Origin of the sequence: Phenylobacterium sp., from assembly GCF_036723115.1 — a bacterium.
Lineage (GTDB): Bacteria > Pseudomonadota > Alphaproteobacteria > Caulobacterales > Caulobacteraceae > Phenylobacterium.
The window spans coordinates 18,049-33,868 of record NZ_DAIMHV010000003.1 but is presented as its reverse complement, the minus strand read 5'-3'; the positions used below and the strand labels follow the sequence as shown (position 1 = coordinate 33,868).

Genomic DNA, 15,820 nt, shown 5'->3' with positions numbered 1-15,820 from the left:
GACGCCCTGGTCGCCATCCGGCGAATCGTCCGCGCCGCGGAGTTCGCCTCCCGCGACCTGACCCGCGCCACGGGCCTGACACCGTCGCAACTCATTGTCATGCAGATCGTCGCCCGGGCCGGCGAGCCCGGCGCCGGCGCCATCGCCGAGGCGGCGCGGCTGAGCCAGGCCACGGTCACCGCCCTGCTGGACAAGCTGGAGGCCCGGGGCTTCATCGTCCGGCAGAAGACCCACCCTGACCGCCGGCGCATCACCGTGGCCCTCACCGAGGCCGGCCGCCGCGCTCTGGCCGAGACGCCCGACCTGCTGCAGGACCGCTTCTCCGCCCGCTTCACCCGCCTGCCGGACTACGAACAGGCCTCGATCATCGCCGCCCTGGAACGGGTCTCAGCCCTCATGGACGCCGAAGGCATCGACGCCTCGCCGGTGCTGGACGTGGGGCGGCTGGATTAGGCGCGCGTTCAGCCCTTCAGCCGCGCCGCGTGGAAGGCCACGTGGTCGGCGATGAAGCTGGCCATGAAGAAGTAGGAGTGGTCGTAGCCTTCGTGGCGGCGCAGGGTCAGTTTCTGGTCGGCGGCGGCGCAGGCGGCTTCCAGCAGTTCGGGCTTCAGCTGGCCTTCGAGGAAATTGTCGGCCAGGCCCTGGTCCACCAGGATGTCATCGAACCGCCCCTGGGCCGCGCCGGCCGCGATCAGCCGCGCTGCGTCGTGGTCCGCCCAGGCAGCCCGGTCCTCGCCCAGATAGGCGCTGAACGCCTTCTCCCCCCACGGACAGCGGGTGGGCGAGCAGATGGGGGCGAAGGCCGAGACGCTGCGGAACAGGTCCGGATGGCGCAGGGCGAGCGTCAGGGCGCCGTGGCCGCCCATGGAATGGCCGCTGACGCCGACCTTCTCCCGGTCGATGGGGAACTGGGCGACCACCGTCTCCAGCAGGTCGCCGGTGACATAGGTCTCCATGCGGAAGTGCGGCGTCCAGGGGCCTTGGGTGGCGTCCACATAGAAGCCGGCCCCCTGCCCCAGATCATAGGCCGGGTCATCGGCCACGCCCTCGGCCCGCGGGCTGGTGTCGGGCGCCAGGATCGCCAGGCCATGGGCCGCGGCCGAGCCATAGGCGCCGGCCTTGGTGGTGAAGTTGTCTTCCGTGCAGGTCAGGCCTGAGAGCCAGACCAGCAGGGGAAACGGCCCCTCCCCCGCCGGCAGGAAGAGCGAGAAGCGCATGGGCGTGCCGGTGGCGCCGCTGTCGTGTCGGACATAGCTCAGGGTTCCGCCATGGACGCGGTGCTGCTGGAGGATTTCGACGCTCATCTCGCCGCCTTCAATAGACGATGACGGAGCGGATGGACTCGCCCGCATGCATGAGGTCGAAGGCCTCGTTGATGCGCTCCAGCGGCAGGGTGTGGGTGATCATCGGGTCGATCTCGATCTTCCCGTCCATGTACCAGTCGACGATGGTCGGCACGTCGGTGCGCCCGCGGGCGCCGCCAAAGGCCGTGCCGCGCCAGACCCGGCCGGTGACCAGCTGGAAGGGTCGGGTGGAGATTTCACGCCCCGCCTCGGCCACCCCGATGATGACGCTCTCGCCCCAGCCCCGGTGACAGGCCTCCAGGGCCTGGCGCATGACCTCCACATTGCCCGTGCAGTCGAAGGTGTAGTCGGCGCCGCCGCCGGTCAGCTCCACCAGATGGGGGACGACGTCGCCGCTGATCGTCTTCGGATTGACGAAGTGAGTCATGCCGAAGCGGCGGCCCCATTCCTCGCGGTCGGGGTTGATGTCCACGCCCACGATCATCGAGGCGCCCACCAGTTTCAGCCCCTGGATGACGTTCAGGCCGATGCCGCCCAGGCCGAAGACGATGGCGTTGGCGCCGGGCTCCACCTTGGCCGTATTGGTCACCGCGCCCACGCCGGTGGTGACGCCGCAGCCGATGTAGCAGGCCTTGTCGAAGGGCGCGTCGGGGCGGATCTTGGCCACGGCGATCTCGGGCAGGACCGTGTGGTTGGCGAAGGTCGAGCAGCCCATATAGTGGTGGATGGCCTGGCCCTTGTAAGAGAACCGGCTAGTGCCGTCGGGCATCACACCCTTGCCCTGGGTGCCCCGGATCGCCGTGCAGAGGTTGGTCTTGCGCGACAGGCAGCTTTTGCACTGCCGGCATTCGGGCGTGTAGAGCGGGATCACATGGTCCCCGGGGGCGACGCTGGTGACGCCCGGACCCACCTCCAGGACGACGCCCGCGCCCTCGTGCCCCAGGATCGAGGGGAACAGGCCCTCGGAGTCCAGGCCGTCCAGGGTGTAGGCGTCGGTGTGGCAGACGCCCGTGGCCTTGATCTCCACCAGCACCTCGCCCGCCCTTGGGCCTTCCAGGTCCACCTCGACGATTTCGAGGGGCTTCTTGGCTTCGAAAGCGACGGCGGCGCGGGTCTTCATGGCGGGCTCCTTGGCAGGTTCGTCCCCTCGGTGGCGCCTTGCGCCGGCCAGATCAAGCCGCATCGCCGGCCCGGCCAGGGGAGACAGAGGGACCCGCGGCGGCTTAAGGTGTCAGGGTCAGGGCATGGGCGAGGCGGAACAGAAGGAGACGGCGATGCGGCCCGCTAGGGCGCCATTCGGACGACCGGGGCTGCGGGCGGGGCTGATCCTGCTCCTGGCGGGTCTCTGTCTGTGGCTCGCCCCCGCCGGCCAGGCGCAGAACGCTGAACCCGCGCCGCTCGTGGTGGTGCTGGAGCTCGACGGCGCCGTCGGCCCAGGCACAGCGGAATATCTGCGCCGGGGCCTTCAGAGCGCGCGGGAGCGATCGGCGGCCCTGGCGGTCATCACCATGGACACGCCGGGCGGCCTCGATTCCTCCACCCGCGAGATCATCGCCGACATCCTGGCCTCTCCGGTTCCGGTGAGCGTCTTCGTGACCCCGGCCGGATCGCGGGCGGCCAGCGCCGGAACCTACATCCTCTATGCCAGCCACCTGGCGGCCATGACGCCGGGATCGCACCTGGGCGCGGCCACGCCGGTCCAGATGGGCGGGGCCAACCCGCTGGCGCCGTCCGAGCCGCCCAAGACCGAGGGCGAAAGCCAAGCCCCGCCCCGCGGGGACGCCATGACCGCCAAGGTCACCAATGACGCGGCGGCCTATATGCGATCCCTGGCCGCCCTGCAGGGACGCAACGGCGCCTGGGCCGAGCTGGCGGTGCGCGAAGCCGCCACCCTGACCGCCCAGGAGGCCTTCGACCAGCAGGTGGTGGAGGTGCTGGCCCGGGACGTGGCCGATCTGGTGGCCCAGGCCGACGGCCGCACCGTGCGCCTGAACGGCGAGCCGCAGGTGCTGACCACCGCAGGCGCGGTGGTGGAGACGCTCAGCCCCGACTGGCGGGCGCGGGTCCTGGCGGTGATCACCAATCCCAACATCGCCTACATCCTGCTGATGGTCGGCATCTACGGCCTCTTCTTCGAATTCATGTCCCCCGGCGCGGTGGGCCCTGGCGCCATCGGGGCGGTGAGCCTGGTGGTGGGCCTGTTCGCGCTCAACATGCTGCCGGTGGACTATGCCGGCGCGGCGTTGATGGTGCTTGGGGTGGGGCTGCTCATCGCCGAGGCCCTGGCGCCGGGGCTCGGCATATTCGGGGTGGCCGGCGCGCTCGCCCTGGCCATCGGCTCCATGCTGTTGATCCGCGATGCGCCGGGCTATCGCATCTCGCCGCTGGTGGTGACCGCCACCGTGGGCTTGAGCCTGGCCTTCTTCCTGGTGGCGGTGCGCGCGGCCCTGCGCGCGGCCCGCGGCCAGGTGACCACCGGCGCCCAGGCGCTGACCCAGGCCCTGGGGGAGGTGCGCAGCTGGGCCGGCGGCCAGGGGCTGGTCCATGCCCAGGGCGAGGACTGGCAGGCCCGCAGCCCCGCCGTCCTGGCGCCCGGCCAAAAGGTGCGCGTCGTCGCCCGCGAGGGCCTGACGCTGATCGTCGAACCCGCCCCCGAAGTGAAGACGCAGGCCGACTGACGGCCCAGGAAGGATACTCCCATGTTCGATATCGCCAGTTACGGCGCACTCCTCATCCTCGTGATCATCGTCCTGCTGCAGGCCGTGAAGGTGATGCGGGAATATGAGCGGGCCGTGGTCTTCACCCTGGGCCGCTTCTCCGGCGTCAAGGGGCCGGGCCTGATCCTGCTGATCCCGGTGGTCCAGCAGATGGTCAAGGTCGACCTGCGGACCATCGTGCTGGACGTGCCCAGCCAGGATCTGATCAGCCGCGACAACGTCTCGGTGAAGGTCTCGGCGGTGATCTATTTCCGCGTCATCGACGCCGACCGGGCCGTGATCCAGGTGGAGAACTACATGGACGCCACCAGCCAGCTGGCCCAGACCACCCTGCGCTCGGTCCTGGGCAAGCACGATCTGGACGACATGCTGGCCGAGCGGGACAAGCTGAACCAGGACATCCGCGCCATCCTCGACAGCCAGACCGAGGAATGGGGCATCAAGGTCGCCAATGTGGAGATCAAGCACGTCGATATCGACGAGAGCATGATCCGCGCCATCGCCCGCCAGGCCGAGGCCGAGCGCAACCGACGCGCCCGCATCATCAACGCCGACGGGGAAAAGCAGGCCGCCCAGGCGACCCTGGAGGCGGCCCAGACCCTGGCCACCATCCCCGAGGCCATGCAGCTCCGCTATCTCGGGACCCTGGCCGACATCGGCGCGGACAAGAACACCACCATCGTCTTCCCCATGCCCATGGAGCTGGGGGCGGCCCTGGCCAACATGGCCAAGAAGGCCTGAGGCAAGACGCCTTCAGGTCCCGGCTGAGGCGACGACCCCAGCATCGTGCAGGCGGGCGATCTCGCCGCCGTCCAGGCCCAGCAGGTCAGCCAGCACGGCCTCGGTATGGGCGCCCAGGGCCGGGGCCGGCGTCGGGGGGCGCCGCTCGTCCTGCGGCAGGGTGGCGGCGTAGCCGGCCACGGGATAACGGGCGCCGCTGACCTGGGTCAGCTCGGTGAAGATGGGATTGTCCTTGAATAGGCGCGGGTCCTCCAGGGCTTCGGACAGGGTCTGATAGGGGCCCCAGCAGACCCCCAGTTCGTCAAAGCGGGGCAGCAGGGCGGCGCTGTCGGCCCGGGCGAAGCCGGCCTCGAAGATGGGCATCAGGGCGTCGGCATGGGCGTAGCGCAGGCCCTCGTCCTTGCGGAAGTCCACCCCGCGGGCGGACTCCACGGCCGCCACCGCCTCACCCACCCCCAGCACCTCGATCAGGCCGGTCCACTGGCGCGGGGTGATGGCCACCACCATCAGCCGCTTGCCGTCCCGGGTCAGGAAGTCCCGCCCGAAGGCGCCGAACAGGGTGTTGCCCTGGCGGGGCCTTTCCCCCGCCCCGGCCAGGATCTCGGCGGTCATCCCCATATTGGCCAGCGCGCTGGCGGCCACGTCCGACAGGGGGATGCGGATCTCGCGCCCCTGCCCCGTGCGGTGGCGATTGATCAGGGCGGCCACCAGGTTGAAGGCCGCAAAGGCGCCGGTCAACAGGTCCCAGGCCGGCAGGACGTGGTTCACCGGCCGCCCGTCATCCGGATGGCCGGTCATCAGCGGGACGCCCACGGCGCTGTTGATCGTGTAGTCCACGCCCGGCCCCTCATCGGCCCAGCCCATGACCCGCACGCAGATCAGGTCCTGACGCAGGGCCCGGAGGGCGTCGTAGGACAGGAAACCCGCGGCGGGAAAGTTGGTGACGAACAGGCCGGCGTCCGGGCCGGGGGCCGCGGCCAGGCGCTGGGCCAGATCCCGGCCCTCGGGGCGGGACAGGTCGATGGCCACCGACTGCTTGCCCTTGTTCAGGCCTTCCCAGTAGAGGCTGGCTCCGCCGGGAGCCAGGGGCCAGCGGCGGAAGTCGGGCCCGCCGCCGATATTGTCGAAGCGGATCACCCGGGCGCCGAGCTGGGCCAGATAGAGGCCGCAGGTGGGACCGGCGATGAAGGCCGAGCCCTCCACCACGGTCAGGCCTTTCAGCAGGTCGTACATGATCACGCGCCTTGTTCCGAACTCTCCGCCCCCCACGCCTAGCATGGGCCGCGCTTGACCCTAGGGACGCCTTGGCCCGCGGGCCATGCGGGTGTTCTATCGCCTCGCCGACTCGTCGCAGGGGGACCCCTTGGCCCAGTTCCGTTCGCTGTTGTTCGCGCCCGCCACCCGCGCCGACCGTTTCGGCAAGGCGGCCGCCAGCGGGGCCGATGCGGTGTGCCTGGACCTGGAGGACGCCGTGGCGCCGGCCGACAAGGACGCGGCGCGCAGGACCGCCCTCGACTATCTGGCCAGCCGACCGGCCGGCGGGCCGGCCGTGGGCCTGCGGCTGAACGGGCGCGCCACCCCCTGGTTCGAGGACGACCTTAAGGCCGCCGCCCGCGCCCGGGCGGACTTCTTCATGATCCCCAAGGCCGCCGGCGCCCAGGACTTCGCCATGCTGCAGCGGGCGCTGGGGGAATCGCGCCCCTTCTGGCCGCTGATCGAGACGCCGGAGGCCCTGATGCGCGCCTGGGAGATCGCCGCCGCGCCGGCGGTGGCGGGCGTTCTGTTCGGCGCATTCGACTTTTCCGCCGAGGTGGGCTGCGACATGAGCTGGGAGCCCCTGCTCTTCGCCCGCAGCCAGATCGCCGCGGCCTGCGCCAGGGCGGGCGTCCAGGCCCTGGACGCGCCGCCGGCCGCCGTCGACGACCCGGAGGGCCTGCGCGAAGAAACCGACCGGGCGCGCCGCCTGGGCTTCACCGGCCGGGCCTGCATCCATCCGGCCCAGATCGACCCCGTCAACGCCGTCTATACGCCCGACGCGCAGGTCGTGACCCAGGCCCGGCGCATCATCGCCGCCTTCGAGGCCGCCGCCGGGGGTCCGGCCCTGCTGGACGGCAAACTCATCGAACTGCCCGTCGCCCGTCAGGCGCGACGCATTCTGGATCGCGCGCAGGGAGGCGCCCCATGAAGACCGTCAAGGAAATCGCCCCGGGGCGTTATCGCGAGACCTTCGGCCGCTACTACGAGGACTTCGTGGTGGGGGACGTCTATGAGCACCGGCCGGGAAAGACGGTGACGGAGGCCGACAATCACCTCTTCACCCTGCTGACCCTCAACACCCATCCCCTGCATTTCGACGCCGAATATGGCCGGCAGACGGAGTTCGGGCGCAATCTGGTGGTCTCCACCTATACGCTGGCCCTGCTCATCGGCATGAGCGTCAGCGACTGTTCCCAGAAGGCCATCGCCAATCTGGGCATGGACGAGGTGAAGTTTCCCGCCCCGGTCTTCGCCGGCGACACCCTCTATGGCGAGAGCGAGGTGCTGGCCAAGCGCGAGAGCAAGTCCCGGCCGGGCCAAGGGATCGTCACCATACGCACCCTGGGCCGCAATCAGGACGGCAAGATCGTCGCCACCTTCAAGCGCGACATGCTGATCCCCGGCCGCGGCCAGGCCGTGGAAGACAAGCCCGGCAGCCAGTACTAGCCGGCCAGAACGACAAGGGGGGGAACACCATGACCGCGCCTAAGGACGCCACCGAAGCCACGCTCAGGGCGCACGACGCCCTGCGGGGCGAACTGCCCGCCGATGACGGCCAGGACTGGGCCGACGCCCGGCGCGGCTTCATCGACACCATCCCGGACGGCCGGATCGAGAATGGAACCGGCGGCGTCGTCTGGAACATGGGCGCCTTCGCCTTCGAGGCCGAGGAGACCCCGCCGCCCACGGTCAATCCCAGCCTGTGGCGGCAGGCCCGGCTGAACGCCCTGCACGGCCTCTTCGAGGTCACGCCCGGCGTCTATCAGGTGCGCGGCTTCGACCTGTCCAACATCACCTTCATCGAGGGGGAGACGGGCTATCTGGTCATCGATCCGCTGATCTCAGCCGAGCCGGCGGCCGCGGCGCTCGCCCTGATGCGCAAGCATCGCGGGGACAAGCCGGTGACCGGGGTCATCTACACCCACAGCCATGTGGACCACTATGGTGGCGTCCGCGGCGTGATCTCCGAGGCCGACATCGCCGCCGGCATGCGCATCATCGCCCCAGAAGGCTTCCTGGAAGAGGCGGTGAGCGAGAATGTCCTGGCCGGCAACGCCATGGGCCGGCGCGCCACCTATATGTATGGCGCCCTGCTGCCGCGCGATGCGCGGGGCCATGTGGACTCAGGCCTGGGCAAGACCACCTCCATGGGCTCGGTCAGCCTGATCCCGCCCACCGAGAGCATCAGCGTCACGGGGACGAAGCTCACCGTGGATGGGATCGAGATCGAGTTCCAGGTGACGCCCGACACCGAGGCGCCGGCGGAGATGAACTTCTTCTTCCCGCAGTTCGGCGCCCTGTGCATGGCGGAGAACTGCTCCTGCCACCTGCACAACATCTACACCCCGCGCGGGGCCCAGGTGCGCGACGCCAAGCGCTGGGCCTTCTACATCGACGAGGCCGAGGAGATGTTCGGCGAGCGGACCGAGGTCCTGTTCGCCAGCCATCATTGGCCCCGGTGGGGACGCGAGCGGGCGCGGGACTTCCTGCGCAAGCAGCGCGACCTCTACAAGTTCATCCACGATCAGACCCTGCGCATGGCCAATCACGGGATGACGCCCCTGGAGATCGGCGAGGCGCTGAAGCTGCCCCCGACGCTCGCGACGGAATGGTACACCCGCGGCTATTACGGGACGCTCAACCACAACGCCAAGGCCGTCTATCAGCGCTACCTCGGCTGGTTCGACGGCAATCCCGCCCATCTGCATCCTCACCCGCCCGTGGAGGCGGGCCGGCGCTATGTGGACCTGGCGGGCGGCGCAGAGGCGCTTCTGGCCAAGGCCCGAACGGCCTTTGCGGCGGGCGACTACCGGTGGACGGCCGAGTTGGTGAACCATCTGGTCTTCGCCGATCCCGCCAACGCGGAGGCCCGCAACCTGCAGGCCGACGCCCTGGAACAGCTGGGCTATCAGGCCGAGAGCGGCCCCTGGCGGGCCTTCTATCTCACCGGCGCCCAGGAGCTGCGCCATCCCCGGCCGCCCTCCCCCACGCCGCGGCAGGGCGCCGCCGGCCAGATCCGCAACCTGCCGGCCGAACAGCTCCTGGATTCCCTGTCCGTGCGGCTGAACGGCGAGAAGGCCGGCGCGCGCCGCCTGGCCTTTGACCTGACCTTCACCGACACCGGCGAGCGGTTCGGCCTGTGGGTCGAGAACGCCGTGCTGCACCATGGCCGGGACAGGACGCCCCCCGATGCGGCCCCGGTCCAGCTGGGCCGCGCCGACCTGGTGGCCCTGGTCCTGGGCGAGACCGACCTGACCTCGGCCCTCGCCAGCGGCGCGGTGAGCACGGCCGACCCCGAAGCCCTGGGGCAGTTCCTGGCCCTGCTCGACCGCTTCGACTTCTGGTTCGAAGTGGTCCTGCCCTGACCCTCTACGGGCCTGGCGGGCTCTTCAGCGGGGCCTGATGCGCGGCGGATCGTCGCGCATCAGGCCGGACATGGGTCACTTTTCCATGCCCCAGTCCACCGCTAGGCCTTTGTCGTTAAAAGGAAATCTCCCCAGGAGGCCGCCGAGGGCGCAGCGGCGTCCCATGGTCAAGCTTAAGCCTCGCGCAAGGATTGGGGCCGTAGTCCGCGGCGAGGCCGACGGAACGCCGTTGTCCGAGCAGAGAGATTTCTGACTATGAAGCTGAAGAATTCGCGCGCCCTGGGCGCCTCCCTCCTCGCCCTGGCCGCCGTCATCGGCGGTCCCGCCGCCGCTCAGTCCAAGCCCTGGACCCTGCACGAAGCGGTGGGCGCGCCTGACAACCTGAAGCTCTCGGGCTCGGTGCGCGCGCGGTATGAAACCCTGGACGGCCAGTATCGGCCCGCCTTCGGAAGCGGCTCCGACCAGGCGCTCGTCCTGCGCTCGACCCTGAACGCCGAGCTCAACCTGGCTCCGGTGCGCATTGGCGGCGAGCTGTTCGATGCGCGGGTCTATCTGAACGACTCCGGCTCCCCCACCGGGACGGGGGATGTGAACGCCCTGGAATTGCTGCAGGCCTATGTGGCCGTGGACGCCAAGGACGTCTTCTTCGACGGGTCCAAATCCAGCCTGACCGCCGGCCGTTTCGCCATGGACCTGGGGTCGCGCCGCCTGGTGGGTCGCGCCTCCTATGGCAATGCGCCCAACGCCTTCGCCGGCGTCCGCGCCGACTGGAGCTCCAAGCCCCACGGTTCGGCCACCCTGTTCTACACCTACCCCCTGCAGCGCATGCCCTCCGACCGGAACGGCATTCTGGACAACAAGATCGAGGCTGACCGCCAGAATGACGACCTGATCTTCTGGGGCGGCATCTATACGACGCCGAAGTTCGCCGATGGCGCCGAGCTGGAACTGTTCGCCTTTCGCCTGGAGGAAGAGGACTCCCCGCGCCTGGCCACCCGCGACCGCCGCATCACCACCTATGGCGCCCGCCTGGTGCGCAATCCGGTGAAGGGGCAGTTCGACTACGAATTCGAGGGCGGCTGGCAGACCGGCGAGGCCCGCAACACCACCAGCGCCGCCGACCGGACCGACCGCGATGTGGACGCCCAGTACCTGCACCTGGAGGTCGGCAAGACCTTCGACGCGGCCTGGGCGCCGCGCGTGGCCTTCGAATACACCTATGCCAGCGGCGACAAGAACTCAGCCGACGGCGAATACAACCGCTTCGATGGCCTCTTTGGCCCCCGCCGCCCGGACTTCGGCCCGGTGGGCGCCTATGGCCCCCTTGGACGGTCCAACATCGTCTCGCCCGGCGTTCGGCTCGAGGTGGTTCCCACCAAGCGGTGGGATGCGATGATCTTCTACCGCGCCCTCTATCTGGATGAGCCCACCGACTCCTTCGCCAGCACCGGGGTTCGCGACGCCACCGGCCGTTCCGGCGACTTCGCGGGCCACCAGATCGACGCCCGGGCCCGCTACTGGATCGTTCCGCGGGCCACGCGCCTGGAGTTCGGCTTCGCCAAGCTGATCACCGGCGAGTTCCTGGAAAACGCGCCCAACGCCACGGGCACGGAGCCGCTGTTCGGCTATGTGGAGATCACCCAGAGCTTCTGACGAAGGCCTCCGGGCGCCCTGATCGGGCGCCCACCCTCCCCCAGACTCGCCGCCAGGTTCGGGCCGACCGCCCGGGCCTGGCGTTTTTCTTTGGGCTCAGAGGTCTCCCCACATGCGCAGCAGATTGTGATAGGCGCCCGTCAGGGAGACGAGCTCGGGGGCGCCGGGTCCCACCTTGCCGGTGAGCTGTTGGATGGCGATGTCCATCTGGAACAGCAGGGTCCGCTGGGCGTCGTCACGGATCATGCTCTGGATCCAGAAGAAGCTGGCCACACGGACGCCCCGGGTCACCGGCGTCACCTGATGGAGGCTGGAGGCGGGATAGAGGATCATGTCCCCGGCAGGCAGCTTCACCTCATGCAGGCCGAAGGTGTCCTCCACCTGCAGTTCACCGCCGTCATAGTCCTCCGGCTCGGCCAGGAAGAGGGTCGCCGACAGGTCGCTGCGGATGCGCACCCGCCCGTCGGCGCTCTGGCGGACGGCGTTGTCCACATGCACGCCGAAGGTCTGGCCGCCGCCATACCGATTGAACAGGGGCGGAAAGACGATCTGCGGCAGAGCCGCCGTGACGAACAGGGGGTTGCGCGCCAGGGCGTCGAGGATGGCCTCTCCCGCCTGACGGGCCTGCGGGCTCCCCTCGGGGAGTTGCTCATTGCGCTTGGCCAGGGCCGACTGCGCGCCGGAGGTGACATTGCCGTCCACCCAGTCGCCCGCATCGATCAGGCCCCGCAGGCTCAACACCTCGGCCTTGGTCAGCACCTGGGGGATATGCAGCATCATTGAGGGTCGCCCCTGGTCATGTTGAAAGGTCGAACAGGCCCCGCAGCCATGCCGCGGGGCCTGCCGTCGAGTACGGGTTCTGCGTGGGCTTCAGAACCGCGTGCTCAGCGTTAGGATGACCTGACGCGCCGGGCCATAGTCGGCATGGTGCACCCCGTTGGTGCGGGCGATGTAATCCTCGTCTGTGAGGTTCTGCACATTGAGCTGCAGGCTCGTCCGGTCGTTCAGGGCATAGCTGGCATAGGCGTCGAACCGCCAGTATTCGGGGGCATAGACCCGGTTCGTTCCGCCCCCGGCGCCGCCCTGGTTGCCGCCGAAACTGTCGGAGACGTAGTAGGCGCCGCCGCCAAGGCTGAGCTTGGGGGTCACCTGATAGGTCGAGAAGAGGCTGAAGGCGTGCTCCGGCGTATTGGCCAGGGGGTCACCCACATTGACATTGTTGTAGGCGCCGCGGACCAGTTCGCTGTCCATGTAGGTGTAGCCGCCGAAGACCGACCAGGCCCTTGTCACCTGGCCGCTGACGCCGATCTCCAGACCCCGAACCTCGGCTTCGCCGGCCTGGGCGTACACCCCAGGCGAGATCTGGATCTGCGCGTTCTCGCGCACAGTCTGGAACACCGCCGCCGAAGCGGAGAGCCGCTCGCCGAAGAAGGCCCATTTCACCCCGGCCTCCAGGGAGGTCACCTCTTCGGGGTCGAGCAGTTCGTTGGCGAGGTTGCCCGTGCCGGTTCCCGAGGCGGTGTTCTGGTCGCCGCCGGAGATGGTGGGCGGGGTCGAGGCCGTGCCGTACGAGATGTAGAGGCTGCCGTGACGGCTGGGCTTGAACACCAGACCGGCCTGATAGTTGGTGAAGCTCCAGTCACCTTTGGTCGCGGTGACGGTGGTCCCCGTGACGAGGCCCTGGGCGCTGGTCACGGCGACGTTGCGCCCCTTGACCGAGTATTCGTCATGACGGACGCCGAGGTTGAGCTTCCAGCGCTCGCCGATGGACACGGTGTCGAAGAGATAGACGCCCGCGGTCTTGGTCACGCTGTGCGAAGCATCTGGGCGTGTGATCACGCCGCGCCAGGGATCAGAGGGATTGGGCGAGAAGACCCGCGTGCAGTCCCCCACGCCTGCGGCCGTGACATTGTTGGTGAAGCCGGTCGGACAGGCCGAACCCGCGGCGGTGTAGATGAGGTAGGAGGCGTTCTCGTTCTTCTCGCGGGAGAGTTCGAGACCGACATCATAGCTGTGCTCCAGCCCGCCGGTGGAGAAACGGCCATAGAGGTCGGCCACGGCCGCCACGGTGGTGGCCGGGTTCCAGCGGGACTTCGTGCCGCGCTTCATCCACCACTCGCCGGCCACGAACTGGGCCGCACCGCCGTCGCCGGGATTGGTCACCACATAGTCGTTGAGGGTGTGGGCGTAGCGGAACACGCCCCGGAAGGTCATGGCCGAGTTGATGTCGTGCTCGCCGGTCAGGGTGGCGATGTCGGCCGTGGTCTTCTGAAAGTCGCGGGCGCTCAAACCGTAGAAGGCGTCGCGGGGCACATTGAGGATGCCGGTCTCGGTGCGCGTCACCCCAGGCAGCTTGGTCGACAGAGGCACGCCGTAGTCGGGCATGTCGTTACGGGTGAGGTGGTAGTAGCTGAACACCATCCGGCTGTCAGTGCCCAGGCCCAGGCCCGCGGCGAGCGCAGCGCCCCAGGTGTCGAAGTCCACCGCATTGCGGCCGGGCGCGTCGCCCTGAGAGCCCATGAGATTGATGCGCACCGCGCTGGTGTCGCCCAGCACATAGTTGGCGTCGGCCGTGGCGCGCAGATAGCTGTCCGTCCCCACCCGGAGCGTCGCGGCGCTCTCATTGGTCAGCTTGGGCTGCTTGCTGGTGAGGTTGATGCTGCCGCCGCCGGAACCCCGGCCATTATAGGCGGAGTCCGGTCCCTTGATGACTTCCACCTGTTCCAGATTGAAGACGTCGCGCACCTGGCCGCCGCTGTCGCGGACCCCGTCCACGAAGACGTTGTTGCCGGAGGATTGGCCGCGGATGAAGGGGCGGTCGGCCAGGGGTTGCCCCCCCTCGCCCGCCCCGAAGGTGATGCCGGGCGAGTTGCGCAGAATGTCCTGCAGCGTGGTGGCCGCGGTCTGGTCGATGATCGCCTGGGGAATGACCATTACGCTGCGCGGCGTGTCGATCAGGTCGGCGGTGAATTTCGGCGAGGCGGGCTCGGACGCGAGGTGGCCCTCCACCCGCACGCCGGCCACCTCGTGCGGCGCGTCATCGGCCGCCAGCGCCACGCCAGGCGCGGCCACCAAGCCGGCCAACCCCGCCACTGCGGCCGGCGCCAGCGCCCGCCGCGCATAGGCGCGAACGCCCTTTCCTTGTTCGATCATCCCTCGCCCCAGCGAAATGTGTTACTGCGAGGCGTTATTAGTACCGAGTCCTGCGATCAACAATGCAAATCTTTCGCATCTTGGTGTTTTATTCCGGGCCGCCCCGGCGCATGAAAAAGGGGCGGCCCCATGGACCGCCCACCTGACATTCTGATGGTTGTTCTGGCTGTCAGCGCGGCAGCCGGCTGGCCCCCATGAGATAGGCGTCCACCGCCTGGGCCGCCTGTCGACCTTCACGGATCGCCCAGACCACCAGCGACTGGCCCCGGCGCATGTCGCCGCAGGCGAAGATGCGGGGCTGGCTGGTGCGGTAGTCCTCCACCGTGGCCTTCACATTGCCCCGCGGATCGATGTCGACGCCCGACTGCTCCACGAAGCCCTCATGGCGAGGGCTGACGAAGCCCATGGCCAGAAGGACCATGTCGGCCTTCAGTTGGAACTCGCTGCCGGCGATCTCCTGCATGACCATGCGGCCATCCTGGCCCTTGACCCACTCCAGGCGCACGCACTCCAGGGCTTCGATCTTGCCGTTGGAGCCGATGGCCCGCTTGGTGGCCACGGCGAAGTCCCGCTCGCAGCCTTCTTCGTGGCTGGAGGAGGTGCGCAGCTTCAGCGGCCAGTCCGGCCAGGTCATCAGCTTGTTCTCGCGCGCCGGCGGCTGGGGCATGATTTCCAGCTGGGTGACCGACGCCGCCCCATGGCGGTTGGAGGTGCCGATGCAGTCGGAGCCGGTGTCGCCGCCGCCGATGACGACCACATGCTTGCCCTTGGCCGAAAGCGTCCCGCCCGGGGCGGCGACCTCTTCGGAATCTCCCGCCACGCGGCGGTTCTGCTGGGTCAGGAAGTCCATGGCGAAGTGGATGCCGTCGAGCTCTCGCCCTTCGATCTCCAGGTCGCGGGGCTTCTCGGCGCCGCCGGCCATGACCAGAACGTCATAGTCGTCCAGCAGGCGCTGAACCGAAACGTTCACCCCCACCTCGAAATTGGTGCGGAAGATGACGCCTTCAGCTTCCAGCTGCCGCACCCGACGGTCGATCAGGTGCTTCTCCATCTTGAAGTCCGGAATGCCGTAGCGCAGCAGTCCGCCCACCCGGTCGTTCTTTTCGAACACCGTGGGCGCATGGCCGGCGCGCGCCAGCTGCTGGGCGCAAGCCAGCCCCGCGGGGCCGGAGCCGACGATGGCCACCCGCTTGCCTGTGCCCCGCGGGGACGGCTGCGGGGTGATCCAGCCTTCTTCCCAGCCCTTGTCGACGATCTGGCACTCGATCGTCTTGATGGTCACCGGGGTGTCGACGATGTTCAGGGTGCAGGACGCCTCGCAGGGCGCCGGGCACACCCGGCCAGTGAACTCCGGGAAGTTGTTGGTGGACTGCAGATTGTCCAGCGCCGCCTGCCACTGCTCGCGATAGACGAGGTTGTTGAAGTCCGGGATCTGGTTGTTCACCGGACAGCCGTTGTGACAGTAGGGAATCCCGCAATCCATGCAGCGCGAGGCCTGCTGCACCAGGGTCGGCTGGGGCAGCGGATGGACGAATTCACCCCAGGTCTTCAGGCGGGCTTCCGGCTTTTCGTACCCGCGATCCTGACGTTCGATTTCAAGGAAGCCAGTGGGCTTTCCCATGGGCAGTAC

Annotated in this window: 13 protein-coding genes; 7 read left to right on the top strand and 6 right to left on the bottom strand. The window is 68.8% G+C overall.

Translation table 11 applies throughout. The features are described 5' to 3' along the window. Positions 1-453 (top strand): MarR family winged helix-turn-helix transcriptional regulator (locus V7D28_RS00855; protein ID WP_333585456.1); only part of this gene is annotated, 453 nt, incomplete at its 5' end. An 8-nt stretch (positions 454-461) separates the two neighbouring features. Here V7D28_RS00855 and fghA read toward each other — a convergent pair. Together fghA and V7D28_RS00845 are read right to left on the bottom strand one after the other, a co-directional pair. Further along, positions 462-1,304: an S-formylglutathione hydrolase gene (fghA, locus tag V7D28_RS00850; RefSeq protein WP_333585455.1), complete on the bottom strand. Its 843-nt coding sequence runs from the start codon at positions 1,302-1,304 to the stop codon at positions 462-464. A 10-nt stretch (positions 1,305-1,314) separates the two neighbouring features. Continuing rightward, complete coding sequence (locus tag V7D28_RS00845) at positions 1,315-2,424, bottom strand: S-(hydroxymethyl)glutathione dehydrogenase/class III alcohol dehydrogenase (protein WP_333585454.1); 1,110 nt, start codon at positions 2,422-2,424, stop codon at positions 1,315-1,317. 154 nt (positions 2,425-2,578) lie between these two features. Here V7D28_RS00845 and V7D28_RS00840 point away from each other — a divergent pair, with 154 nt between their 5' ends. Together V7D28_RS00840 and V7D28_RS00835 are read left to right on the top strand one after the other, a co-directional pair. Next, positions 2,579-3,982, top strand: a complete 1,404-nt coding sequence (locus tag V7D28_RS00840) for an NfeD family protein (RefSeq protein WP_333585453.1) — start codon at positions 2,579-2,581, stop codon at positions 3,980-3,982. 21 nt (positions 3,983-4,003) lie between these two features. Next, the gene (locus V7D28_RS00835) at positions 4,004-4,762 is read left to right on the top strand and encodes a slipin family protein (RefSeq protein WP_333585452.1); all 759 of its coding nucleotides are present in this window, start codon (positions 4,004-4,006) and stop codon (positions 4,760-4,762) included. Between the two features lie 12 nt (positions 4,763-4,774). On the opposite strand, the gene V7D28_RS00830 is transcribed toward V7D28_RS00835, so the two are convergent. Continuing rightward, entirely contained in the window at positions 4,775-5,995 is a 1,221-nt protein-coding gene (locus V7D28_RS00830) for a CoA transferase (protein ID WP_333585479.1), read from the bottom strand. A gap of 130 nt (positions 5,996-6,125) precedes the next feature. Here V7D28_RS00830 and V7D28_RS00825 point away from each other — a divergent pair, with 130 nt between their 5' ends. From V7D28_RS00825 to V7D28_RS00810, 4 genes are all read left to right on the top strand, one after another. Next, positions 6,126-6,947: an HpcH/HpaI aldolase/citrate lyase family protein gene (locus tag V7D28_RS00825; protein WP_333585451.1), complete on the top strand. Its 822-nt coding sequence runs from the start codon at positions 6,126-6,128 to the stop codon at positions 6,945-6,947. Beyond that, positions 6,944-7,465 carry a MaoC family dehydratase gene (locus V7D28_RS00820; RefSeq protein ID WP_333585450.1) on the top strand — a complete coding sequence of 174 codons (522 nt, stop codon included), beginning with the start codon at positions 6,944-6,946 and terminating at the stop codon, positions 7,463-7,465. Before V7D28_RS00825 ends, V7D28_RS00820 begins: the two co-directional genes overlap by 4 nt. 29 nt (positions 7,466-7,494) lie before the next feature. Beyond that, a complete protein-coding gene (locus V7D28_RS00815; RefSeq protein WP_333585449.1) occupies positions 7,495-9,384 on the top strand; it encodes an alkyl/aryl-sulfatase in 1,890 nt (629 codons plus the stop codon). Between the two features lie 255 nt (positions 9,385-9,639). Beyond that, positions 9,640-11,037, top strand: a complete 1,398-nt coding sequence (locus tag V7D28_RS00810; RefSeq protein WP_333585448.1) for an alginate export family protein — start codon at positions 9,640-9,642, stop codon at positions 11,035-11,037. A 96-nt stretch (positions 11,038-11,133) separates the two neighbouring features. Here V7D28_RS00810 and V7D28_RS00805 read toward each other — a convergent pair whose 3' ends face one another. The 3 genes from V7D28_RS00805 to V7D28_RS00795 form a co-directional block, all read right to left on the bottom strand. Next, a complete protein-coding gene (locus V7D28_RS00805; RefSeq protein WP_333585447.1) occupies positions 11,134-11,817 on the bottom strand; it encodes a Fe2+-dependent dioxygenase in 684 nt (227 codons plus the stop codon). A 90-nt stretch (positions 11,818-11,907) separates the two neighbouring features. After that, positions 11,908-14,190: a TonB-dependent receptor gene (locus V7D28_RS00800; RefSeq protein WP_333585446.1), complete on the bottom strand. Its 2,283-nt coding sequence runs from the start codon at positions 14,188-14,190 to the stop codon at positions 11,908-11,910. A gap of 169 nt (positions 14,191-14,359) precedes the next feature. Continuing rightward, positions 14,360-15,811 (bottom strand): glutamate synthase subunit beta, encoded by a 1,452-nt coding sequence (locus tag V7D28_RS00795; RefSeq protein ID WP_333585445.1) that lies wholly within the window; start codon positions 15,809-15,811, stop codon positions 14,360-14,362. Positions 15,812-15,820: the final 9 nt, after the last annotated feature.